Genomic DNA, 24452 nt, shown 5'->3' with positions numbered 1-24452 from the left:
AATAGTAAGTTTACAATAACATAACATTGAAACAGATAGAAACTCTTTGTTATTTTCGCAAAAAATTGTATATGGGAGTAGCCGATCAGTTAGCACAGTTAAAGGCTGAAAAATCAGCCGCCAATTTAAAAGCAGGTCAGGATTTTCTGGCCACCAATAAACAAAGACCCGAAGTTACCGAACTGGAAAGCGGACTGCAGTATGAAATATTAACTGCAGGTACGGGTGAAAAACCAAAAGCGCACAACGAAGTAACCTGTCATTACCACGGCACTTTAATAGACGGAACCATCTTCGACAGTTCTGTACAGCGTGGACGTCTTGCAGCTTTTCCATTAAATATGGTGATTAAGGGATGGACCGAAGGTTTACAGTTAATGCCAACCGGTAGCAAATGGCGTTTCTTTATTCCACCTCATCTTGCTTATGGCGACCGTCAGGTTAGCGCACAGATTGGGCCTAATTGTACTTTGATATTTGATGTGGAGCTGATTAGTTTCAGATAAAGGAGCTACGAGCTACGAGCAAATAATATAAATAGCCATCAATATTTTATGTTGATGGCTATTTATTAAGAGAACCACAGATAAAAGCTGGCAGCTCAAGGCTCACTGCTCGCAGCCTATCATCATAGCCCCTTCAGCCCTTTGGCATAAACCTCCAACACCCTCTTCCTTGCCAGCTCATGCTGCACAATGGGTTTAGGATAATTGAATTCATTGAGCTCAGGAACCCATTTACGGATATACCGTAAATCTTTATCAAACTTTTCAGTTTGCAGGGTTGGATTGAATACACGGAAATAAGGAGCAGCATCGCAACCACTGCTGCTGGCCCATTGCCACCCACCATTGTTGGCAGCCAGATCAAAATCGAGTAATTTCTGTGCGAAATAAGCTTCGCCCCAGCGCCAGTCGATAAGCAAGTGCTTGGTAAGGAAAGATGCCACAATCATACGAACCCTGTTGTGCATATACCCTGTAGCATTCAATTCTCGCATACCTGCATCTACAATCGGATAGCCGGTAGTACCCCTGCACCAGTGTTCAAATTCTGCTTCATTATTTCTCCATTCAATTTTATCATATTCCGGTTTAAAGGATGCGCCTTTGCCCACCTGCGGAAAATGCCAGAGGATGGCATGATAAAAATCGCGCCATATCAATTCATTGAGGTACACATCATTCCATTCCATGGCTTTGCGGGCGAGGTAACGAATACTCACTGTTCCAAAGCGAAGATGTACACCCATCCTTGAAGTGCCTTTTTCCAAAGCCGGGAAATTCCGGTTCTCGCCGTAATGTCTGATGATGGCTTCTTCGAGTGCTTTAGATGGGAATGGTAAATCAACCGCATGAAAGCCCATCGATTCGAGTGATGGTACAGCTACAGGTGATTGCTTGTAGAAATTATGGAAATATATTTCTGTCGGATAGGCTTTCAGGTAAAAGTCAGTAAGCTTCGCTCTCCATTTTCTTGCATAAGGTGAGAAAACAGTATAGGGTTTATGGTCGTCTTTCACCACTTCGCTTTTCTCAAAAATCACCTGATCTTTATAGCTCTTAAAATCAGTTCCCTGTGCCTGCAAAATGGCTGCAATAGCATTGTCTCTCTCCTGTGCGTAAGGCTCGTAATCATGGTTGGTGAAAACAGCCTCTATATCATACTTTTTTTGTATCTTTATATATACTTCTTCGGGATATCCATAATACACTTCCATCGAACTTCCCATCTTCAGCAGTTGCTCCTGTATTTCAGTGATGGCGGCATGAATAAACTCCACTCTTCTGTCATTCTTATCTTCCAGTTTATCCAGGATATTTCTGTCGAAAATAAATATGGGCAACACGGGCGTTCCTGAACGAAGGGCATAATACAAAGCTGCATTGTCTGATAAACGGAGATCCCTGCGGAACCACATTACCCGTATACGAGGTTTCATGACGATAATTTTAGCTGTAACACCCACCCAAACAAATGGTTCAGTAATAGCAACTGATCAAAACATATTATTGATAAGATTTCACCAGCAATTTATGTAATTGCTGCACGAGCATATTCGTGTAATTGTTTTCTCCCAGTTGTTTAACCCATCTGATACCATGTATGGCATTGGTGAGAAAAATTTCAGATGCTTCAAAAAGTTCGTCCAGTGTAAGTTCTGTTTCTTCCACCGGCATATGTTCTTTATGTAGTACCTGTAATAAATGCCGGCGCATTACACCATTTACAGGGCCTTCCGCAAGTGATGGTGTTTTAATGATGCCATCCTTTACCATAAATATATTGGCAATGGTGGCATCTGCTACCCTGTTAAAAGGATTTAGCACAATGGCATCATTGAGTTGCTGTTCTTTTGCCCATAATGCCCCCATTACATAAGGCAGATAGCTATTGCTTTTGATGGATGAGAAACGATCCATCACTTTTCTGGCATCTTTGTAAACATCCACTACCAATCCATTTTCATTTAATACCAGCGTTGTAGACGATAAGGGCCAGCTTTGAATGAGCAGGTAAGGAAACTGGTTTTGTTCATCATATACCCCACCTTCTCCTCTGGTTACGGTAAGCCTTATTCTCGCACTTTTTAAGTGTCCGTTTTTTTCAGCCAGTTCCAGTATCTGTCTTTCCAGCCAGGATGCTGTGAAATAGCCCGATTTTTTAAAATGAAGGGCTTCCAGTGAAGAAAGCAGGCGTTCAAAATGATAATTGGCCAATTGTATTTTCCCATTTATGAGCCTCATGGTTTCAAAACAGCCATCCCCATACCTGTAAGATCGGTTATTGGGCGATATTAGTAGTTTGTTGGATCGTAAAATCTGTCCGTCGTAAAAAAGAAAATCTCCTTCCTGCATACCATCAATTATAGAATGAAGGTAACTTGCTGTCATCAATCAGCAAATATGAAATGGGCCGTAACAAAAATTTGATAATAAAATAAATGTTTACAGGCGAATTCTATGTGGCTAACATCAATATAAATGGGCATATGAAAATAAATACAATTATTCAGGCTCTCGAACAACTGGCACCACCTGTTTTACAGGAACAGTACGATAATGCAGGTTTAATTACGGGTTCAGCTTCCTGGGAATGCACGGGTGTACTTTGTTCACTAGATGCAACAGAAGCGGTGATCCTTGATGCAAAAGCCAAAGGATGCAATATGGTAGTGGCCCACCATCCGATTGTTTTTGGAGGTCTCAAAAAGATCAATGGCAAAAATTATGTAGAGAAAGCGGTGATAGCAGCCATCAAAAATGATATCGCTATTTATGCCATCCATACCAATCTCGACAATGTAATACAAGGCGTCAATAACAGGATAGCCGATAAGTTAGGCTTACTGAACCGGAAAATACTGGCTCCCAAAGCAGGCTTGCTGATGAAACTACACAGTTTTGTACCACATGCCCAGGCTGAACAACTGAGAAATGCGCTTTTTGCTGCCGGGGCAGGCGATATTGGTCAGTATAGCCACTGTAGTTTTTCGGTGGAAGGAACCGGTAGTTTTCAGGCCGGCGAGGGCACGCAGCCACATGTTGGCTCCATTGGCAAAACCCATTTTGAGCCGGAAAGCAGGATTGAGGTGATTTTTCCTGCCTGGCGCCAGCAACAGGTGTTGGCTGCCCTTTTTGAGGCCCATCCTTATGAGGAAGTAGCTTATGACCTGGTTAGTTTATCGAATGATTATCAGGATGTTGGGAGCGGAATGATAGGAGAATTACCCGAGCCCATGGACGAATTCTTCTTCTTACAGATGTTGAAAACCAGTTTTGGGCTGAAAATCGTACGACATACCCCGCTTTTGGGCAAAAAGATCAAAAAAGTGGCCCTTTGTGGGGGTTCCGGCAGCTTTTTAACCGGAAAAGCGGTAGCTAAAGGTGCAGATGTGTATGTTTCGGCCGATTTCAAGTACCACGAGTTTTTTGATGCCAATGACCGGATACTGATTGCGGATATTGGCCATTGGGAAAGCGAACAATATACAACCGACCTGCTGATTGATGTTTTACAGGCTAAATTCCCTACCTTTGCCGTCCTCAAATCGGAGGTAAAAACCAATGTGGTGAACTACTTCACGGGTGAGGAAAGCAAGTAAAAGGATCAAGTATTTACAATAAACCACTTATACAATATGGCTTCCGTTAAAGATTTTTCGGTTGAAGAAAAACTGGTTAACCTGCTCAAATTGCAGAAGATCGACAGTAAGCTGGATGAGATCCAGATTCTGAAAGGTGAACTTCCGATGGAAGTAAGCGACCTGGAAGATGAGATTCAGGGTTTACAGAGCCGCCAGACCCGCGTTGAAGAAGAGATCAATGGTATCACTGAATTCATTGAAAGCAAGAAAAATGCGATGAAGGAAAGTGAGGCACTCATAGCAAAATATGAGAAGCAAAGTGAGAATGTGAAGAACAACCGCGAGTTTGAAGCCATCAATAAGGAAATTGAAATGCAGCAGTTAGAAATTAAACTGGCTGAAAAACATATTCGCGATGCGAATGAAGAACTGGCTGAAAAAGTGAAAGCACTGGAAGCAGCTAAAAAACAGATCGCTGTAAAAGATGGTGTATTGAACCATAAAAAAAGCGAGCTGGAAAAAATCATTGCTGATACGGAGAAAGAAGAAACCCATTTCAACAAACAGAGTGCTGAAGCACGCAGCCATATTGATGAGCGCCTGCTCTATAGCTACGATCGTATCCGCAAGAGCTACCGAAATGGTTTATCGGTAGTGCCTGTTGAGCGTGATGCCTGCGGTGGTTGTTTTAACTCTATCCCACCTCAGCGCCAGAGCGAGATCCGCCTGCACAAAAAGATCATCGTTTGCGAAAACTGCGGTCGTATCCTGGTAGATGCTGATTTAAATGATAGCGTAGAAGTAAAATAATTACTTCTTTTATATATTTAGAAAGGACAGCTATGGCTGTCCTTTCTTATTTTCGGGCTGCATGAAGCAGACGGCTATTTTGACCCTGTTGTTTTTCCTCTCTCTTTCGGCTATCGGCCAGAAAGTGTACGACTTTACTCCCACATGCCAGCAGGCCTATTATGAAATTACACGCCTTAAAATTGAACATGGACAGGAACTGATTCAGAAAGCACGTCAGCAGAACCCTAACAACCTGATTCCTGTTGTACTGGAAAGCTATATTGATTTTCTCATCCTCTTTCTCAATGAAAATCCGGCTGATTATAAACTCAGGTATCCGCGATTCGGTGAAAGAATAGATATACTGGATGAAGGGCCGGAAAATTCACCCTTTCATCGTTTTGCATTGAGTACAGTTCGTGTTCATAAAGCTGCATCAGCCATTAAATTTGGTAAAATGTGGGAGGCTGGATGGGATATACGCCGTACCTGGATCTTACTGAAAGACAATAAAAAAGAATTCCCCCGTTTTGTAGCAGATGATCTGCTATACGGAACTCTGCAAACCATGATTGGCACCATTCCCAAAGGCTATAAATGGCTTGCCAATGTACTGGGCATGCGTGGCTCTGTTACAGAAGGTTTGAAAACTGTTCAGGCATTTATAAACAGCAATGATCCAATGGCGAAAATATATAGCAATGAAGCCTGTTTTATTTATCCATACCTCCTCTTTTATATGGACAATAAAAAAGAAGAGGCAATGGATTTTATACAGCAGAAGAAGCTGGACCTGGTAAATAATCACTTGCATGGCTGGATGGCAGCCAACCTGAGCCTGAATAATAAGCAGTCGCAGTTCACACAGCAGATTGTACAAAACCGTAACAGTTCAGCTGAATACCTCGATATACCGATCTGGGATTTTGAAATGGGTTTTGTAAAACTTTATCAGTTAAAACCCGAAGAAGCCATCCCCTATTTTGAACGGTTTCTGCAAAAATTCAAAGGGAATTTTTATGTGAAAGATGTATATGATAAAATCCGACTAAGCTATTATTTAGAGGGAAATACATCAGCTGCAGAAAAAGCCAGACAACTGGTACTTACCAAAGGCAATACCGATTCAGATGCAGACAAGAAAGCGCTGAAAGATGCCAAGGCCAATTTCTGGCCTAATATGCTGTTATTGAAAGCCCGTTTTTTGAATGATGGTGGTTATCACCGGGAGGCACTAACCCTACTGCATGGAAAAACAGAAAATGATTTTGAGAAAGAAGAAGATCGTCTCGAATACGTTTACCGTGTAGCACGTATTTATGATGATTTAGGGAGAGATCATGAAGCCATCAATGCCTATCTCGCCGCCATCAGACTAGGCGAATTCAGAAAAGAATATTATGCAGCCCGTGCAGCAGTGCAAATAGGACAGATTTATGAAAAAAGAGGCCAGAAATCGCTGGCTGTACAATACTACCAGCGTTGTTTAGACATGGGCGATCATGAATATAAAAATTCCCTGGACCAGAGAGCGAAATCGGGGATATTGAGATGTAAGGGGGAATAGTCTTTTCCATAAATTGCACACGGATGGCAGATGGCAGATGGCAGATCGCAGATGTCTGATGTCGGATGTATGTCTGATTTTTAAATAATGCAGATGATATAAATGGTACGCTAATTGGCTAGTAGCTAGAAGCTAGTAGCTAATAGCTTTGATATCTGATGTCGGATTTATTTAGAATAGTGTGATATGGTAAATTTGGCACAAATTAGCTAACACCTAATATCTAACTGCTAATAGCTAATTGAATACCGGATTTAATTATGGAAATTTGGATGACGTAGCAAATGGGCTGGAAGCAAGTAGCTTGAAGCTTGCGACCTTATCAAAGTGAATTGTTGATTGTGAATGGCTAAACCACTCACTACTGACTACTCACTACTCACCATTGGCCATTCACCATTCACGATTAAAAAACTATGCTCACAAAGCTTCACATACAGAACTATGCCATCATTGATGAGATAGAGATTCATTTCTCTGATCAACTCAATATTATTACGGGTGAAACAGGTGCCGGTAAAAGTATTCTGATGGGAGCCCTGAGCCTGATACTGGGTGAACGTGCAGATAGTTCGGTGCTGGTAAACAGTACCAAAAAATGTTTTATCGAAGGTGTTTTTAGTATTCAGGCTAAAACAGCGGTAACCACTTTTTTACAGGAGCAGGAATTTGATGACGATTCGGAACTTGTTTTGCGAAGAGAAATTGCGGCGAATGGAAAATCCAGGGCCTTTATCAATGATACACCTGCAACTGTTCAGCAATTAAAACAGCTGGCTTCCCTTCTTGTAGACCTTCATCAGCAGTTTGATACACTTGAATTGGGTGATAGTGATTTCCAGCGGGAAGTATTGGATGCACTGGCTGGCAATGAAAGTATTTTACAGCAATACAAAAAAATATTTCAGCAATGGCAGCAGGCTTCCAGAGAACTGATGCTACTACAGGAGCAAAAAAATGCCTTTACCAAAGAAGCCGACTACCATCAGTTTTTATTTGATGAACTCAATGATCTTTCTTTCAAAGAAAATGAATTGGAGGAACTTGATCAGGAACTAAAAATACTGAGCAGTGCTGAAGGTATTAAATCGGCACTCAACAAAGTATTTTATACATTAAGAGAAAGTGAACAACCCATTGTTACTACGCTTAAACAACTCATACAACAGCTACAGCCCTTTGCTGATGTACACAAAGACCTCGACGGTATTATTACCAGGTTACAGAGCACGCAGGTGGAGCTACAGGATATTGCCGGTGAAATTGATCATATCAACGACCATGTTCAGTTTGATGAAAAAAGAATTGAATGGATCAACCAGCGATTGGCAGAAGGTTATAAGTTGCTGAAGAAACATGCACTTCAGACCACAAATGAACTACTTACACTACAGCAGGAACTGGCCCAAAAGCTAGAAGCCGTTTTGAATATTGATGATGCCATCAGTGCAAAAGAAAAAGAAGTAAGCACTTTATACAAAGACGCAGAAAAACTGGCAACGCAATTATCGCAGAACAGACAAAAAAAGATGGAACCACTGGAAGCAGATGTGAATCGTTTACTTACCCAGGTAGGTATGCCGAATGCCAGACTGAAAGTGGAGATGAAAACGGTGGCTTTACATGCATATGGCCTGAACCAGATAGATTTTCTTTTCGACGCCAATAAGAGCAATCGTTTTGAACCCATCCGTAAAGTTGCCAGCGGTGGTGAACTGAGCAGACTGATGTTGTGCATCAAATCGCTCGTAGCCGCTTCTATCGACCTGCCTACCATGATTTTTGATGAAATAGATACGGGCATTTCCGGTGAGGCTGCCAAACAGGTAGGACTGATCATGAAAACCATGGCCGCCAATAGACAGATCATCTGTATTACCCATCAGCCCCAGATTGCTGGCAAGGCCGATACCCATTATTTTGTGTATAAGGAAATCGTTGGAAACGCCGTAAAAACGAATATCCGCAAGCTGGATATGGATGAACGCATCACTGCTATTGCCCGTATGCTGAGTGGCGAAAAACCTACTGCTGCGGCATTGGAAAATGCCCGGGAAATGATGAACTGACGGTTTAACTGATATTCTATACTTTTACCCCGCTTAACCATTTTAAAAAAACCAATATGGCTTATAACCTGCTCAAAGGAAAACGCGGTATTATTACCGGTGCCCTCGATGAAAATTCTATTGCCTGGAAAGTGGCTGAAAAAGCACACGAAGAAGGCGCCACTTTTGTATTAACCAATGCACCTATCGCTATGCGTATGGGTGAAATCAATAAACTGGCTGAGAAAACCAACTCACAAATCATTCCGGCCGATGCTACCAGTGTTGAAGAGCTAACCACTTTATTTACCCAATCGCAGGAAGTACTGGGTGGCAAAATTGACTTTGTACTTCACTCCATTGGTATGAGCGTCAACATCCGTAAAAAAATACCATATACCGAATCCAATTATGAGTATTTCATGAAAGGGATTGATGTATCAGCGATGTCGCTGCATAAAATGCTGGCTGTTGCCAAAAAACTGGATGCCATCAATGAATGGGGCAGTGTGGTAGCACTTTCTTATGCAGCTGCACAACGTACCTATCCTTTCTATACAGATATGGCTGATATCAAAGCCATGCTCGAATCGATTGCACGTAGTTTTGGTTACCATTATGGACTGGAGAAAAAAGTTCGTATCAATACGGTATCGCAGTCTCCCACCAAAACCACAGCCGGTTCCGGTATCAAAGGCTTTGGTGATTTCTTTGATTATGCCAATGCCATTGCACCATTGGGTAATGCGAGTGCAGAAGATTGCGCCAACTACTGTATCACACTCTTTTCAGACCTCACCCGTATGGTTACCATGCAAAACCTCTTCCACGATGGCGGTTATTCCACCACAGGGGTAAGTATGGATGTAATGACGAAACTAGGTGTTGAATAAATAATGTCTGATGTCTGATGTCGGATGTCTGATTTAAAACACATCCGACATCAGACATCAGACATCAATAAATAATCTTTTATGAACTGGATCGAACTGGTGGGTTATCTCGGGTCATTTTTAACCTCGATTACTTTTATTCCACAGGTATATAAATCCTGGCAGTCGAAAAGTGTGGGCGACCTGAGTATCTGGATGATTACCATTGTTGTTACCAGCACCCTTGTATGGCTGGTCTATGGCTTTGCCATCAAAAGCGGTCCGGTCATTGTAGCCAACTTTATAGTGCTGGCCCTGACGCTGGTACTGTTCTATTTTAAACTAACTTTTAAAAAGAAAAGCTAACAGCTAAAGGCTAATGGCTAAAAGCTATCAGTACAAAAAAATCCCGCCACTGATGAGAGGCGGGATTTTTTGTAATCTATTCTTCCTGAAAGCGGGTATTAGTATTCGTCTTCATTGAACATGAAGTCTTCCTGGCTGGGGTAATCTGGCCAGATATCTTCTATGCTCTCGTACACTTCACCCTCATCTTCCAGTTCCTGGAGGTTTTCTACCACTTCAATAGGTGCACCACTACGGATGGAATAATCAATCAGTTCATCTTTTGTGGCTGGCCAGGGAGCTTCTTCCAGGTAACTTGCCAATTCTAATGTCCAGAACATAACTTACCTTTTAATTTTTTGCAAATGTAACCGTATATACGATACCACCAAATGTGGTTGGGCTTCCTGTGTAAAGAAATGTTTAAAAAAAGGCTGATATAGGCTAAGTTTGAACGTCTAAACAGGTCTAATACATGCTCAAAGCGGCTAATATCACCCGGAAATATGGTCAACTGGAAGTGCTGAAAGGCGTTGATATCACCATCGCCCGTGGCGAAATGGTGAGCATTGTGGGCTCTTCCGGGGCCGGAAAAAGTACTTTACTGCATATTCTCGGCACCTTAGACAAGGCCGACAGTGGCGCTATCTGGCTCAATGAGCAGCAGATTGACCATTTAAAAGGGGAAAAACTGGCAGCTTTTCGTAACCGGCATATGGGCTTTGTTTTCCAGTTTCACCACCTGCTGCCTGAGTTTTCAGCCATAGAAAATGTTTGTATTCCCGGATGGATTGCCGGTACCCCTAAAAAAAATGTGGAAAAAAGAGCTGCAGAGCTACTCGATCTATTAGGTTTGGCTGACAGACTGGAGAATAAACCCAATCAATTATCTGGCGGTGAGCAGCAGCGTGTTGCGGTGGCAAGGGCATTGATTAACCAGCCCGATATCATTTTTGCAGATGAACCCACCGGTAATCTTGACAGTACCAATGCCCGGGAATTACATGCACTTTTCGGAAAACTACGCGAGCAGTTTCAACAGACTTTTTTGATTGTGACACATAATGAAGAATTGGCAGCTCTAAGCGACCGGGTGTTGCATATGAAGGATGGGAAAATTATTTAACTTTAAAGGGTATATAAAGTATGTCGTTGATTTTAGCCGACACATTTGGAAAGTTTCGGAACTTTATAAAAGTTAACTATCACTAATGTTTATTCGGAACCGAAAAGTTTCTTTAACCACGACTGTCTCGCTTTTGGCAAGGCACTATTATGATGCGCAATTTTCAGCTCTATGTTCTTTCTTTTTGCAAAGTCCTCAAGTCTACCAACCCATTCTTTATTTACAGTCGGCTCAGATTCGGTTCTAATTATTTCTCCATTCTTTGTGTGAATCTCGCTTACACTTGGCTTTGGTGTCAATGCTTCATTGTATAGTTTATTCCAAAATAATTCTGCTTTGTCGCGTTGTCCATATCGTTCTAAAATTAAAAACTTTCCTATAGGACTCATAAGCGGCTCATACTTCCATTCAAAAAATTCAATCCATTTCTTAGGGTCAGAATAATTTTCATAAAAGGGAATTGCAAAATTTTCAAGGTCATGATTAATGTGTTCTTTGAGTTTTGATAACTCAGTACGCTTATTCAAGTCATACCATTTGTCGCCTTTGTTCATTAAGTGTCCGATTCGTAGACTAATTTCGCAGTCATATTCTTTTGGAAATTTTGGAAGTTCTTTGTTGTAGATTTGAGAATAAATTTCTTTGTCAATTAATCCAAGATTAAAAACAAAAGTCTTATCTTCTTTGGAATTCCATTGGCTTTGTTGAATATTAAAAACCTGTCCGATTCCGTTTATTTCTCTGTAGAAATTATTTCCATTTTTCTTAAACCCAAGTCTATGGAAAATAGGCGCAACTACTTCCTTAACTAAAGTTTCAAATTCTATTTTAAGGTCTCGGTCTATCATTTTTTATTATATCCCATAACGTTAGAGTATTTGCGAAGCTACGGAGTTCATTGATTTTCCAGTCTAGTACAAATACCCATTCAAAATATGTTGTTGAAGTTAAGAACTAAAATTGAACGATGAGTCCTACACTTAGCTTATATGACATATTTCAGTTCTACTTTTGTAAATACTTTTGTTATGCACCTTTGTTTTTAGTCAGCACACGATGGAAGTCCTCATTACCAAACCAATCTGAATTAAAATTGTTCGGTTGAGAAAGCGCCCACTTAGCAAACTGTCTCGCCTTTGCTAAATTTTTATTTTCAAATATAATTGTCATTGCCCATGCAAATCGTAAGTCAGTTGTGGCGATGGAGGTACCTAATCTTTTTGTCAAGTTGTCGTGAAACCTATTCATTTCAAAAACTTCAAATTGCTCAAGAATATTCGGTGTCGCTTTAAATTTTTCAATTACAGGAAAAGCTTTGTCTTTAATTATGTTCAATATTTTTGACAGTGTCTCAAGATTTGTTCCTTCATCGTCAGCATACTCCCAACGCTCACCCCTTGCAAAAGGTGTCAAGCCGAATTTAAATTCATATTGATCGGTCTTAAGTTTACTCAATACCTTTTTGCCATTATAATCTTTATCAATTATTTTGGGATGTATAGCAAAGCCTGCAGAACAACTGCCGCCCCATCTGCTTAGGTCGATATAAATAGCAATTAAATAGTCGTCTATTTCTTTTTTGTATTCAAAGCCTGTCCCTTTAAAACCATGAAGTCACATTTCTTTTGCAGAAGGTTTTGCTATTTGCTTTTTAAAGTCTCCAGTAGTTATCATGTGTGTCCCTAAAATGGCGTATAACGTTCGAGTATTTGCGAAGGCAGGGTATTTATTGATTGTCCAGCCTAATACAAATAACCTTTTAAAAATATGTTATTGAAATTAAGAACTAAAATTGAACATTGAGCCCTAAACGCTGCTGATGCTTACACATAGTTGATTTTTCAATGTTAAGGTCAAGCCCGACTTACATTAAACTCCATGTTAGGGGTTCGAACTTTACTCAAAGTATGTTTTTGCCTCATTAATTTTAATGCCGTGTTCTGCCAGAATAGCAAACAAATTTTCTCTTTGCAAATCTTCAGAAACAGTAATAAAAAAAAAGTCACCGGAAATTTCAGGATGTCTTAACGATATCTGCAGCTTCTGTGATTTTAGTTCTTCATACCTGTCATCGCTTTCTCTTATAAATCCAGCTGGTACTTTATTGGGGCTTATCCAAACCCAGCTCTCATTATATTTACTTCGATAAATTGGATAGCCATGATCAAAACTATTCGGCTCTTCAAATTCTATGCCCGCAATACTTGAAATTTTCGCCACTAACTCTTGAATGGTAAAACTTATTGCTATAACAAAAGCATTGTCAGTGTTAATCTCAAGTAATTGGAGATATTCTTTAAAATTTGTTGCGATTGGTTTTTCGTAATCGGATTCTGTGTCAATGAATGTAACTTCTGGCTCTGTATTACCTTGTCTGTAATCTAAGCACAGATACCAGTGTCCATCACCGTCAAACGGAATAAGTCCATTGAGTTCAAAACCTACAGTGCCTTCATAGTCAGTCCAATCGTAGTCAGTTAAAGAAGGAAAAAATGGACCAATCCCATAAATTTGTTCATGTAACGTCTCAGGTAACCTGAACCGTATGTAACCACCATTTTGAATTCTCAAAATGTCAATATATTCCTTAGGCAACTTGTAACCTATCTTTTTTTCAGCATTAGCTATAATATCTTCAGTCAAGTTTGGCTGTACGTAGGGTAAATACTTTGGTACTTGCCAAATAGTATCTATTCCATCTTCCTTCATATCGTTTTTATAATTAGTCTTTTGAAAACGAGGATTGTCTTAGCCAACCGCTAACGGGCAAGGCTTTATGCAGGTTCGGAATTAGTATTCCATCCACCCATAGCCGCTGCTGATTAAAAATATAAGGTTGAATTTAAGAACTAAATTGAGATTAATTCGTCCTGCCCGAACTGAAGCTTGGATTTGCAATTGGCTGATGTTTTTTTTGTTCATGTCCAACTTGCATAAAACCCAATGCCAGCCCGCTGGCTTGTCTGTTTACCATTATTAACGCCCAAATAGTTTTGACAAGAAGCCGCCTCTTTTTATTTGTTTTTCAATTGCCCACAAAGGCTCAATGTTATGTCTAACTGCATTTTCAATTTTGGTTCCGAACTTGCCCCAAGCAAACCCACTCTTATTTGGTTTGTTTCTCAAGTCAGCAATAACGAAATTATCTGCAAGCGATAAAGCAAATTTTTTTAAAGTCAAGTCGTTTGATTGTCTTGCATTGTCAATATCAATAAAGCCGCTCTCGTTTTGCCAAATTTCCTTCACTGTCTTTTCGTGAATAATGTCAAGATTTGAAGCGTTTCCTTTCTTGCCAAACTCGTCAACGTGGTGAATAAATTCTAATAAACTGTCCGAATGCTTTACAACAACTGCTGGATCGTGACAAACATAAAATACATTTCCCCAACTACCATTTTGGTCAATATCTAAAATCCAAAAGTTTCCAAAACCGTCTCCTGCAAGTTGTACTGAATTTGGAAATATTTCTTCAAAACCAAACTGCCCAATACCAGTAAAAGTGATTTCTTCAAGTCCACTAATTTCAAAGCCGCTTGCAAACTTTAACAACTCTCGAATATCACTTGGGATTTGTCCGCCTGGAACTCCCTTTGATAAACTATCAATTTCTTGTTCAGTCAAACCTGGCAACAATGCAATTTGATATTTTTCTCCGTCTTCTGAAATATATTGTTCATTCAAAATAGACTTTAGTTTTTCAGTTACTGTCATAAGTAGAGGGGGGCTTTTAAGCTTGCAGGCAACGGGCAGGGCTTGCTGCTGCTGTGCTGGTATTTTTTAACGTCAAACCCGGAACTAAAGCCCATTTAAAAATTTATAGTTGAAGTTAAAAACTAAAAGCCAAATTGAAAAACGTTTGCCGGAACAAAAGTTGATAGCGAAAAATGACGAGGATTTATTCGTCAGCCAGCATAGCAGCAAACCCAATGTTATGCGGTCGGCTTTTTTGTTGTTCATGATTTTTGTTGTTCGTATTCGCTTAAAAGCTTGTTTAATATTTCTATTTTGGTGTTGTCAACGGGTTCTGTTTGGCAGAGTTGGTCAACCATCATATTTATGTCGTAGAACTGATTGTCAGTTGTGATTTTGCCTTTCTCGATAACCTTGTTAACACGTTGGAAGTAGGATTTAAAAATGTTTATGTCATATTTAGTTTTGTCTTGCAGGTACTTGTTAAATTTCAAGTCACCAGTTTCTGCTTGCATTTCTGTCAAGTCACGAAACCATTGCTTTAGTCTTTTTAAACGTCCTTTTTGATAATTTTCCTCGGTCTGTATTTTAAGTCCTTTATAATGTTCTGTTGAGTCAAAGTCAGCCGTCTTGATATGCATTACGTCATTCTCAAGGTAATAGTCAAGTGTTGCTAAAACTAAGTCTCGATACTTTGTAAGCTCTGATTGCTTTTCGTCTTTATTGAGTTTATTGTCTGTCATTAATTAGAAGGTTCTATAAGCTGCCGCATAACTTGTAGATCGCCGAAACTCAATTTCGCCAACCTACTCAATTGAATTATGTTTTGCGAAACACACTCATTTCGTATAAAAATATTTCAAATATTTCTATTTTGCAATAGATAGATCCCTTTATTTCGTGTGTCGCCTCCGAATCTCTTCCACACATCGGTAACACCACAGCCGCACCACAGTCGGTCTTTGCTCGGGCTTTCTTTGAGGTTTCTTCGGGAATTCCCGAAGCCCTCCCGAAGCCGCTTCGGGAAATTCCCGAAGAACGGCCGAGGCTGGCACGAGTATAACCCCTGTTTGGTACGGCTTTGGTATAGATGATCTGCCTTTAAAAAGCGTATTTTCCCGAAGAAAGCCTCCTTTTTGAATGCTATCGTACCAAAAACCAGCTTTTACTATACCAGAACCAGTTTCGCTTATTTTGTTTATTTCGTTTATTTCGATTAATTTGCACTAGCATTTAAACTGATCATCATGAAAGTATTAGAGCAAATAAGAAAACCCTCAAAACTTGACCAAAAGATTGCAAGTGAATCTTACGACGCTTTAGTTTCCGTGATAGAGCAACTACATTCAGAACAACCCGAAATTGAAATTGAAGAAACAAGCGAAAAAATCAAAATCCCGCTAAGTGCATTGAAGCTGTTGGGAGATATTTTGAAAGCGATGGGACAAGGCAAATTAATTTCTCTTGTACCTATTGCTACCGAAGTAACTACACAGGCTGCGGCTGAAATACTCGGCTGCTCAAGACCTCATTTAGTAAAGCTACTTGAAGACGGGAAAATTGCGTTTACAAAAGTGGGAAAGCACAGAAGAATACAATTCGATGATATTATGAAGTATAGAAAACAAATGAAGGAGCAACAGAAACAAAATATCGTTGACATCATGAACCTGGACGAAGAAACCGGTTTGTATGATTCATAGTGTGCGCTTTACAGTTGTGTTGGATACCAATGTTGTTTATCCTGTCATTATCAGAGATATATTGTTCTGGTTTGCCTATTATGACCTTTATACACCTAAATGGAGCGAACATATTTTCGATGAGTGGAAAAGAGTAATGATTGAAAAGGGCATTTCTGAAGAAGAGGCGGAGAAAAGAATAGCAAAAGCAAACGCTGCTTTTCCTGATGCATTAGTACAAAATTACAAAGGCCTAATAGACCATTTAGTATTACCCGACAAAGACGATCGTCACGTTATGGCGGCCGCCATTAAAACGAATGCAAATCTGATCGTTACAAATAATATCAAAGATTTCCCGGAAGCATATTTACAATCATTTAGTTTATATGCAAAAACTGCTGATGATTTCCTCACCGATATTATTGACCTCAATCAGGAACAAGCAGTGAATGCTTTTAAGGAAATGGTTCTAAATAAAAAGAATCCCAAACAAGATGAGTTTGAGGTTTTGAATCTACTGAGAAATGCAGGGCTAAAAGACACCGCAAACTACCTACATGCCTTACTATAGATCTCACGAAAAATAATGATTCTATATTCACCATTGACCATTCACCATTCACTCCCTCTACACCCTCGGCTTCCATGCTATTTCTGAAACACCTAAATGATGGGCGATGAAGCGGGATAGTACAAAGAGATAGTCGCTCAAACGGTTCAGGTATTTAATGACCAATGGATCCACAAAAATTTCCTGTTCCTGCATATTTACACAGCAGCGTTCTGCCCGGCGGCAAACACAACGTGCAATATGAGCGGTAGATACCGCTACATGACCACCCGGCAACACAAAAAATTTCATGGGTGGTAATATTTCATTCATTTTATCGATCTCCTGCTCCAGCATGATAATATCCGCCTCCTTTAAATCAGGAATCTTCATCAGTGGCTCTTTATCCGGATCACAGGCGAGAGAGGAACCAATGGTAAATAAGCGATCCTGGATTTCTTTGAGAATGGAGCGCGACTGGGGCTCATCAAAATAATCGCCTACCAATCCGATATGAGAGTTCAGTTCATCTACTGTACCGTATGTATCTATACGTATGTGACTTTTCGGTACTTTGGTTCCCCCAATAAGAGAAGTCTTTCCCAGATCACCTGTTTTTGTATATATTTTTAGTGCCATTATTGCTGTATTCCTGTTGAAAACAAAAATAGGGTTGATTGGTTCAATAAGATTCCGGAGGATATATATAACAACGGCCTATATATGAGCCATGGCTGTGCTTTTTGTTTTATCGGTTTCAACCAGTCCGTCGCGTAAACGTACTACCCTATGTGCATAAGCTGCGATATCTTCTTCATGGGTTACCAGTACCACGGTATTGCCAGCCTGCTGAAGTTTTCCAAATATTTCCATCACTTCCACAGAAGTTTTCGAATCGAGGTTTCCGGTAGGTTCATCTGCCAGCAGAATAGAGGGATTATTAACCAGTGCCCGGGCGATGGCTACACGCTGTATCTGTCCGCCACTCAATTCATTCGATTTGTGGTGGCTTCTTTCCGCCAACCCTACTTTTTCCAAAGCCTCCATCGATCTTTCCATTCTTTCCTTCTTACCAACGCCTGCATAAATTAGTGGCAATGCCACATTTTCTGCCGCACTTAACCTGGGCAGCAGATTGAATTGCTGAAACACGAAACCGATTTCTGAATTACGGACTTCTGCCAGCTCATCATCAGCCATTTTACTTACATCCTTATCGTTTAATATGTATTTGCCACCTGTTGGAGAATCCAGACAACCCAATATATTCATGAGTGTACTCTTACCACTTCCCGACGGACCCATGAGTGCCACATATTCATTTTTATGAATATCCAGTGAAATGCCCTTCAAAACGGGAATAGCCTGGTTACCCATAAAATAACTTTTCTGGATGTTTTCTAGCCGGATAATTACCTGATTTGACATGAGCGGATGGTATGTGTTTTACTGATTTATTTTTTAATCACTTTCGGTACCCTGAAAAAAGCATCACTTGCACCCGGGGCGTTTTTTAGTGCAGTGGTACGGTCAATCGATCCCTTTACTTCATCTTCACGCAACACGTTGAAAACCTGTCCCATATGAAGCATCGGAGCTACCCCGTCTGTATTTATTTCAGACAGTTTCTCTACAAATGCTACCATTTTCTGAAGATCCTCCTGTATTTCCTTCTTGGCCTCATCTGAAAAATGAAGCCTTGATAAATGGGCCAGGTGATCAACAAGTTCGGGTGTCAGTTCCATGTAAACAAAAATAACTGAAAGCAGGCCAAATACCACCGAATATTGTTAAGTGGCAAAAAAATCAAAACAAAAGTAAAATTCGTCTGTTATGATTTTTAAGACTGGCACTGTTTTCACTATCAAAGGCGATCAGGAAACTTAACATTCCGCTAAGACACTATAAATCAGGCTATTTAGATTTACTATTCACACAACGTGAATAAAAGTACTGTTAAACCTAAGTCGAATAAGCGTTTTTTATTATAAATTGTAGAAACAAAATCCCCCCAGATTATGTTAGTCTTCGTACTCTTAATTGTTTACCTAGGATGCCTGTATATGGCATACAAAGGTGCGGCTCCGTCGGAAGAGTAATATGCTGATACAGCAATCCTACTGAAGAGCCATCAATATCAAACAGTACCCGTACTGTTTGATATTTTTTTGTGCCCCATCGCCACCTGCATTAAAAATAAATTCCCTTACCTTCGGTATAAATAGTTGCATAACTAACTAATTTTCCGGTAAAGCATAATACATATGAAACGTTCCATCAAAAAAGTTGCAGTATTGGGTAGTGGCGTCATGGGTTCACGTATTGCCTGTCATTTTGCAGGCATCGGTGTACAGGTACTCCTCCTGGATATGGTTGCCAAAGGTGCAGAAGAAAGTACCAAACCGGCAGAACGCAATAAACTGGTAAACGATGCTTTACAGGCTGCCATTAAAAGCAACCCTTCTCCGGTATATTCAAAAGCCGTTGTAAAGAGAATCGCTACCGGCAATTTTGATGATAACATGAAAGATATCGCAGGTTGTGATTGGATCATTGAAGTAGTAGTGGAAAGACTCGATATCAAACAACTGATCTATACCAAAGTAGAACAGTTTCGCAAGCCGGGTACATTGGTTACTTCCAATACTTCGGGTATTCCCATTCATATGATGGCAGAAGGCAGAAGTGATGATTTTAAAAAGCATTTCTGCGGCTCTCATTTTTTCAATCCACCACGTTACCTGCGTCTCCTTGAAATCATTCCAACACCATATACCGACCCTGAGATAGTAGATTTTTTGATGCAGTATGGTGATTTGTATTTAGGGAAGACAACCGTTTTATGTAAAGACACACCTGCCTTTATCGCCAACCGTATCGGTGTGTTCAGCATCATGAGTATTTTTCACATTATGGACAAGCTGGGTTTGGGTATTGATGAAATAGATGCACTTACCGGCCCCATCATTGGCAGGCCCAAATCGGCCACTTTCCGAACAGCAGATGTAGTTGGTATTGATACATTGGTGAAAGTAGCAAAAGGCGTAGCAGGTAATTGTCCGGATGATGAAGCAAAAAATATTTTTACCATTCCGGCATGGCTCGATACCATTGTAGCCAATAACTGGCTGGGCGATAAAACGGGTCAGGGTTTCTTCAAAAAAATAAAATCAGCAGAAGGAAAAGAAATCCAGACACTGAATTTATCTACCATGGAATATGGCCCACGCAGTAAACCAAAATTTGCAAGCATTGAAGCCGCCAAACCCATCGACGATCTGAAGCAAAGAATTAAAATGCTCTCAGCTGCCACTGATAAAGCCGGTGAATTTTACCGTGCCTTTCATTTCTCTTTATTCTCCTATATTTCACACCGCATTCCTGAAATCAGCGATGAAGTGTATCGTGTGGATGATGCCATGATGGCCGGCTTTGGTTGGGAAATCGGGGCTTTTGAATCATGGGATACCGTGGGTGTAGAAGCTACCGTTAAAGCCATGAAATCAGCAGGTTACAGTGTAGCGGCATGGGTTGACGAAATGCTAACGGCAGGCGCTACCAGTTTTTATAAGGTAGAGAATGGTCGCAGGATGTTTTATGATCAGTCATCCAAAACATACAAAGCCATTCCGGGTGGTGAATCCTTCCTGGTATTAAACAACCATCGGGATAAACTGGTGTGGAAAAACAGTGCCTGCAGACTCTATGATATTGGTGACGGAGTTGCCGGATTGGAATGGAGTACAAAAATGAACAGCATTGGTGGCGAAGTACTCGAGGGTATCAACAAATCTATTGGTTTGGCTGAAGAAAAATTCAAAGGACTTGTCATCGCAAATGAAGGTGCTAATTTCAGTGCCGGCGCCAATGTGGGTATGATCTTTATGCTGGCCATTGAACAGGAATATGATGAGTTGGATATGGCCATAAGAATGTTCCAGAATACCATGATGCGTGTACGTTATTCATCAGTACCGGTGGTTACCGCACCACATGGCCTTACTTTGGGCGGCGGTTGTGAAATGAACCTGCATGCTGATAAAATCTGCGCTGCTGCAGAAACCTATATCGGACTGGTAGAACTGGGCGTAGGTCTGATTCCCGGCGGTGGTGGTACCAAAGAGTTTGTGCTACGTGCTGCCGATGAAATGCATGAAGATGAACCCGAAACCATTACATTAAAAAACAGGTTCTTATCCATCGCTACAGCCAAAGTAGCTACATCGGCACAGGAAGCCGTTGAAATGGGTATTCTACGGAAAGGTGCCGATGAAATTGTGATGAACCTCGGAAGAAGAATTGCAGAAGCCAAGAAATCTGTAATTGAATTAGCAGACAGTGGCTATACCACACCTGTTCAACGTACTGATATTAAGGTTCTTGGCCGATCAGCACTGGGTGCTTTGTACGCAGGCATTAATGGCATGTGGAGAGGTAATTATGCAACTGACCATGATGCACTGGTTGCCCGAAAACTTGCCTATGTAATGTGTGGTGGCGACCTGAGTGAACCAACTATGGTATCAGAACAATATTTACTGGATCTGGAAAGAGAAGCTTTCCTGAGTCTTTGTGGTGAAAGAAAAACACTTGAGCGTATTCAAAGTGTATTAAAAAGCGGTCGTCCACTAAGAAACTAACCACTCTGCTAAAACGCTGTACCCTTATGTTGTCCGCGGTGGGATTCCTGATGTCATCCTGACGGAGGAAGGAATCGCGGACAACATGAGATCACGGTGGTTTCGCAGAGAATTCTGTAAGCTCAGCCCTCCCAACTACCGCTGGTACATGTAAAAAACTGATCATCCCATTTCTTGTATTCTCCTGTTATTCTGAGTATCTTCGGAAAGAAGGTATATCTATTATACCGATTTATTCATCGTTAACAACTGCTTATGCAACCTGTTCTTTCTATACAGGGTATATCGAAAAAATACGGCTCTATTCAGGCATTAAACAATGTTTCGTTTGATGTACCTCAGGGTTGTGTATTCGGCATCCTTGGTCCGAATGGTAGTGGTAAAACCACCATGCTCAGTATTATTCTGGATATTCTCCAAGCGAATTCGGGCAATTATGCCTGGTTTGGAAAACCCGGCTCCCCCGAAACCAGAAAACAGATTGGCTCACTTCTCGAGACCCCTAACTTCTATCATTATCTCTCTGCGGTAGACAACCTCAATATTACCAAGGCCATTAGTGGTCGTGGTGATGCTGCAGATATAGACCGTGTATTGGAAATTGTTAAGTTATCTGCGCGCAAAAAAAGTAAGTTTAAAACATATAGTCTCGGTATGAAGCAGCGGCTGGCCATTGGTGCAGCTTTACTGGGCAATCCGGAAGTATTGGTTTTTGATGAACCTACCAATGGATTGGATCCCGTTGGTATTGCAGAGATACGGGAACTCATCAAGCAACTGGCCAGAGAGGGCAAAACCATCATCATGGCAAGTCACCTGCTGGATGAAGTAGAAAAAGTATGCACACATGTGGCCATTCTGAAAAAAGGCACATTGCTTACTGCCGGCAAAGTAGATGAAGTATTGGCGAATGAAGATATAGTTGAGGTATCTGCTACCGATACTGCGAAACTGAAACTGGTGTTGGAAGGATTCAAAGGCTATTCGCATGTAAAACAGGACGGTAAATTGTTTGAACTGTATTTCCCGCTGGGTACAGCCCGTATGGAAGATCTAAACCGTTATTGTTTTGAGCAGGGTATTATACTTAATCAGTTATTACTGAAAAAGAAAAGCCTTGAAACCAAATTCTTTGAATTAACCAACGACTAATTCATCTTAAAAAAAAGACTATGCTTTCCCTTATAAAAATAGAATGGTTAAAAATTAAAAAATATCCTGCTTTCTGGTGGATGCTGGGTATTGTAGCATTAACCTATCCGAGTATCAACCTGATGTTCCTGAAAGTATATGAAGATATTACCAAAGGAAAAGAAACAGGTGCCATCGCAAAAATGTTTCTGGGCAATCCGTATGCTTTTCCTGAAACATGGCATACAGTTGCGTTTTTCTCTTCTTTCTTTATTGTACTGCCTGCCATTCTTGTGATCATGCTGGTAACCAATGAATACAATTACCGAACTCACAGACAGAATATTATTGACGGATGGGACAGAAAAGAATTTATTACGAGTAAGCTTTGTGATGTACTCATTGTTACGGCGATCATTACACTGTCGTACAGTATTGTAGCCATTGGATATGGTTCTTATACAGATAGTAAGAATTTTTATCGCTGGTCAGAACAGCTCCAATACATTCCTTTATTTTTCTTACAAACTTTCGCACAGTTATCGATTGCTTTTTTACTCGGTTATCTGATTAAAAAAGCGTTTATAGCCTTGGGTATTTTCCTCTTCCACTATCTCATTCTTGAAAACATAGCTGTTTCCTGGTTCAAGTATCAGGTCAAAAATGATATAGGTAAGTTCTTTCCCTTTGAAGTTTCGGATAGATTGATACCTGTACCTGCTTTTATCGGCAATTTCGGACAGGATATGAAAGCGGGCTACCAGAAAGCACTGGATGCCATTCCCATGCATGTTGGATTAACACTGGCCATCACTGCCATTATCTGGATCATTTGCTATAGGGTACATAGTAAGAGAGATTTATGATTTTTTGATCTTTGATTTCTTGATTCATGAAAATCAAATCAAGAAATCAAAGATCAAAAAATTAAAGATGTTCGACTGCTTTATCTATTGCAGCATACTCATACCTAAATCCTGCTGCCTCTGATTTCTTGCTGCTAACGGTGGCGCTTTTGAGTATTTCGATACTCATTTCTCCTAATAATAAGCGCAAAAAGAATGACGGTATAGGAATAGGCAATAGCATAGATTTACCCATACTTTTTCCAAGTGCCGCCATCAGCATACGGCTTGAAACCGGATTTGGGGCAACGGCATTAAATACACCCTGCATTTCTTTGTTTTCTAGTGCATATAAAAAAAGATGACAGAGGTCTGCTATATGTATCCAGCTTACTATTTGCTTACCTGAACCAAACAAGGGAAGCATACCCATACGCAGGGGTTTCTTAAATTCTGCTATGGCGCCGCCTGTGTTACTTAATACAATACCGATCCGAAGTCGTACCAACCTTTTTTGCAGCAGCGTATGTACAGGTGCAATGCTATCTTCCCACGCCTTACAGGTATCACCTAAAAAACCGGGATGCACTGGCATGTCTTCCGTAAAAGGTTTTAGATTTTTTGTATTATCCGGACCATACCACCCAATGGCCGACGCACTTACTACTGCCTGCACCTGATTAGGTATTTCTTTCATTGCTTTTACAATGAGAGCGCTGCTTTTGGTTCTGCTGTCGAGTATTTCCTGTTTGCGTTGCTTTGTCCATCTTTTTTCTGCCACACCAGCTCCTGCCAGATGTATGATGTAATCGGCAGATGATATAGCTTCTTCGTTAATGATTTGTTTTTCTATATCCCACTGAAATACCTGTATCCTGTTTCCCTGTACGTTGGTTTCTCCCTGCTGTCTGCTAAGCCAGTTCACTCGGTATCCTTTCTGTATCAATAGCTGGGTAAGATACCTACCAACCATTCCTGTTCCACCCGTAATGAGTACTGTTTTCATGCTTTTTATTGATACAACAAATATCAGTCAATAAAAGTTGAAAAAAGAACCCCGACACTAAGGTCGGG

At 40.6% G+C, this 24452-nt stretch carries 25 protein-coding genes; 13 read left to right on the top strand and 12 right to left on the bottom strand.

Annotated features, from left to right (window positions below; all coding sequences use genetic code 11):
• The first annotated feature begins 71 nt into the window (after positions 1 to 71).
• On the top strand, positions 72 to 506 hold the full coding sequence (locus tag BC659_RS11320) for an FKBP-type peptidyl-prolyl cis-trans isomerase (RefSeq protein ID WP_133474866.1): 435 nt from the start codon (positions 72 to 74) through the stop codon (positions 504 to 506).
• 122 nt (positions 507 to 628) lie between these two features.
• Here the strand turns inward: BC659_RS11320 and BC659_RS11315 are convergent, their stop codons facing one another.
• Together BC659_RS11315 and BC659_RS11310 are read right to left on the bottom strand one after the other, a co-directional pair.
• Positions 629 to 1942, bottom strand: coding sequence for a cryptochrome/photolyase family protein (locus tag BC659_RS11315; RefSeq protein WP_133474865.1), 1314 nt, complete (start codon positions 1940 to 1942; stop codon positions 629 to 631).
• A 67-nt stretch (positions 1943 to 2009) separates the two neighbouring features.
• The gene (locus tag BC659_RS11310; protein WP_133474864.1) at positions 2010 to 2894 is read right to left on the bottom strand and encodes an aminotransferase class IV; all 885 of its coding nucleotides are present in this window, start codon (positions 2892 to 2894) and stop codon (positions 2010 to 2012) included.
• Between the two features lie 98 nt (positions 2895 to 2992).
• Between BC659_RS11310 and BC659_RS11305 the strand changes: the two genes are divergently transcribed.
• From BC659_RS11305 to BC659_RS11280, 6 genes are all read left to right on the top strand, one after another.
• Positions 2993 to 4105: a Nif3-like dinuclear metal center hexameric protein gene (locus BC659_RS11305; protein ID WP_133474863.1), complete on the top strand. Its 1113-nt coding sequence runs from the start codon at positions 2993 to 2995 to the stop codon at positions 4103 to 4105.
• A gap of 36 nt (positions 4106 to 4141) precedes the next feature.
• Positions 4142 to 4897 carry a zinc ribbon domain-containing protein gene (locus BC659_RS11300; protein WP_133474862.1) on the top strand — a complete coding sequence of 252 codons (756 nt, stop codon included), beginning with the start codon at positions 4142 to 4144 and terminating at the stop codon, positions 4895 to 4897.
• Between the two features lie 61 nt (positions 4898 to 4958).
• Positions 4959 to 6446, top strand: a complete 1488-nt coding sequence (locus BC659_RS11295) for a bacterial transcriptional activator domain-containing protein (protein WP_133474861.1) — start codon at positions 4959 to 4961, stop codon at positions 6444 to 6446.
• A 416-nt stretch (positions 6447 to 6862) separates the two neighbouring features.
• On the top strand, positions 6863 to 8515 hold the full coding sequence (gene recN, locus BC659_RS11290) for a DNA repair protein RecN (RefSeq protein WP_133474860.1): 1653 nt from the start codon (positions 6863 to 6865) through the stop codon (positions 8513 to 8515).
• A gap of 56 nt (positions 8516 to 8571) precedes the next feature.
• The gene (locus tag BC659_RS11285) at positions 8572 to 9387 is read left to right on the top strand and encodes an enoyl-ACP reductase FabI (protein WP_133474859.1); all 816 of its coding nucleotides are present in this window, start codon (positions 8572 to 8574) and stop codon (positions 9385 to 9387) included.
• Positions 9388 to 9468: 81 nt separating this feature from the next.
• Entirely contained in the window at positions 9469 to 9732 is a 264-nt protein-coding gene (locus tag BC659_RS11280) for a SemiSWEET family sugar transporter (RefSeq protein ID WP_133474858.1), read from the top strand.
• Positions 9733 to 9830: 98 nt separating this feature from the next.
• Here BC659_RS11280 and BC659_RS11275 read toward each other — a convergent pair whose 3' ends face one another.
• On the bottom strand, positions 9831 to 10052 hold the full coding sequence (locus BC659_RS11275) for a DUF2795 domain-containing protein (RefSeq protein ID WP_026767946.1): 222 nt from the start codon (positions 10050 to 10052) through the stop codon (positions 9831 to 9833).
• Between the two features lie 134 nt (positions 10053 to 10186).
• On the opposite strand from BC659_RS11275, the gene BC659_RS11270 reads away from it, so the two are divergent.
• Positions 10187 to 10837, top strand: a complete 651-nt coding sequence (locus tag BC659_RS11270; RefSeq protein WP_133474857.1) for an ABC transporter ATP-binding protein — start codon at positions 10187 to 10189, stop codon at positions 10835 to 10837.
• 89 nt (positions 10838 to 10926) lie between these two features.
• Here the strand turns inward: BC659_RS11270 and BC659_RS11265 are convergent, their stop codons facing one another.
• From BC659_RS11265 to BC659_RS11245, 5 genes are all read right to left on the bottom strand, one after another.
• A complete protein-coding gene (locus BC659_RS11265) occupies positions 10927 to 11685 on the bottom strand; it encodes a DUF4304 domain-containing protein (RefSeq protein ID WP_133474856.1) in 759 nt (252 codons plus the stop codon).
• A gap of 178 nt (positions 11686 to 11863) precedes the next feature.
• Positions 11864 to 12292, bottom strand: coding sequence for a hypothetical protein (locus BC659_RS11260; protein ID WP_133474855.1), 429 nt, complete (start codon positions 12290 to 12292; stop codon positions 11864 to 11866).
• A gap of 441 nt (positions 12293 to 12733) precedes the next feature.
• Complete coding sequence (locus BC659_RS11255) at positions 12734 to 13546, bottom strand: SMI1/KNR4 family protein (RefSeq protein WP_133474854.1); 813 nt, start codon at positions 13544 to 13546, stop codon at positions 12734 to 12736.
• Between the two features lie 267 nt (positions 13547 to 13813).
• Positions 13814 to 14548 carry an SMI1/KNR4 family protein gene (locus BC659_RS11250; protein ID WP_133474853.1) on the bottom strand — a complete coding sequence of 245 codons (735 nt, stop codon included), beginning with the start codon at positions 14546 to 14548 and terminating at the stop codon, positions 13814 to 13816.
• A 242-nt stretch (positions 14549 to 14790) separates the two neighbouring features.
• Positions 14791 to 15270 (bottom strand): hypothetical protein, encoded by a 480-nt coding sequence (locus tag BC659_RS11245; protein WP_133474852.1) that lies wholly within the window; start codon positions 15268 to 15270, stop codon positions 14791 to 14793.
• A 504-nt stretch (positions 15271 to 15774) separates the two neighbouring features.
• On the opposite strand from BC659_RS11245, the gene BC659_RS11240 reads away from it, so the two are divergent.
• Positions 15775 to 16230: a helix-turn-helix domain-containing protein gene (locus tag BC659_RS11240; RefSeq protein ID WP_133474851.1), complete on the top strand. Its 456-nt coding sequence runs from the start codon at positions 15775 to 15777 to the stop codon at positions 16228 to 16230.
• Positions 16220 to 16783: a PIN domain-containing protein gene (locus BC659_RS11235; RefSeq protein ID WP_133474850.1), complete on the top strand. Its 564-nt coding sequence runs from the start codon at positions 16220 to 16222 to the stop codon at positions 16781 to 16783. The genes BC659_RS11240 and BC659_RS11235 overlap by 11 nt, the downstream gene beginning before the upstream one ends.
• Positions 16784 to 16840: 57 nt before the next feature.
• On the opposite strand, the gene BC659_RS11230 is transcribed toward BC659_RS11235, so the two are convergent.
• From BC659_RS11230 to gatC, 3 genes are all read right to left on the bottom strand, one after another.
• On the bottom strand, positions 16841 to 17401 hold the full coding sequence (locus BC659_RS11230) for a cob(I)yrinic acid a,c-diamide adenosyltransferase (RefSeq protein ID WP_133474849.1): 561 nt from the start codon (positions 17399 to 17401) through the stop codon (positions 16841 to 16843).
• Between the two features lie 78 nt (positions 17402 to 17479).
• Positions 17480 to 18190 (bottom strand): ABC transporter ATP-binding protein, encoded by a 711-nt coding sequence (locus BC659_RS11225; RefSeq protein ID WP_133474848.1) that lies wholly within the window; start codon positions 18188 to 18190, stop codon positions 17480 to 17482.
• 26 nt (positions 18191 to 18216) lie between these two features.
• Positions 18217 to 18507, bottom strand: a complete 291-nt coding sequence (gatC, locus tag BC659_RS11220) for an Asp-tRNA(Asn)/Glu-tRNA(Gln) amidotransferase subunit GatC (protein ID WP_133474847.1) — start codon at positions 18505 to 18507, stop codon at positions 18217 to 18219.
• Between the two features lie 519 nt (positions 18508 to 19026).
• On the opposite strand from gatC, the gene BC659_RS11215 reads away from it, so the two are divergent.
• The 3 genes from BC659_RS11215 to BC659_RS11205 all read left to right on the top strand — a co-directional run bounded on the left by BC659_RS11215 (position 19027) and on the right by BC659_RS11205 (position 23399).
• A complete protein-coding gene (locus BC659_RS11215) occupies positions 19027 to 21402 on the top strand; it encodes a 3-hydroxyacyl-CoA dehydrogenase/enoyl-CoA hydratase family protein (RefSeq protein ID WP_133474846.1) in 2376 nt (791 codons plus the stop codon).
• A 255-nt stretch (positions 21403 to 21657) separates the two neighbouring features.
• Complete coding sequence (locus BC659_RS11210) at positions 21658 to 22554, top strand: ABC transporter ATP-binding protein (RefSeq protein ID WP_133474845.1); 897 nt, start codon at positions 21658 to 21660, stop codon at positions 22552 to 22554.
• A 20-nt stretch (positions 22555 to 22574) separates the two neighbouring features.
• The gene (locus BC659_RS11205) at positions 22575 to 23399 is read left to right on the top strand and encodes an ABC transporter permease (RefSeq protein ID WP_133474844.1); all 825 of its coding nucleotides are present in this window, start codon (positions 22575 to 22577) and stop codon (positions 23397 to 23399) included.
• A gap of 61 nt (positions 23400 to 23460) precedes the next feature.
• Here BC659_RS11205 and BC659_RS11200 read toward each other — a convergent pair whose 3' ends face one another.
• Positions 23461 to 24384, bottom strand: a complete 924-nt coding sequence (locus tag BC659_RS11200; protein WP_133474843.1) for a TIGR01777 family oxidoreductase — start codon at positions 24382 to 24384, stop codon at positions 23461 to 23463.
• Positions 24385 to 24452 lie beyond the last annotated feature (68 nt).

Source organism: Sediminibacterium goheungense, from assembly GCF_004361915.1.
Lineage (GTDB): Bacteria > Bacteroidota > Bacteroidia > Chitinophagales > Chitinophagaceae > Sediminibacterium > Sediminibacterium goheungense.
The sequence above is the reverse complement of the archived record's forward strand: the minus strand, read 5'-3'. Positions and strand labels throughout refer to the sequence as shown.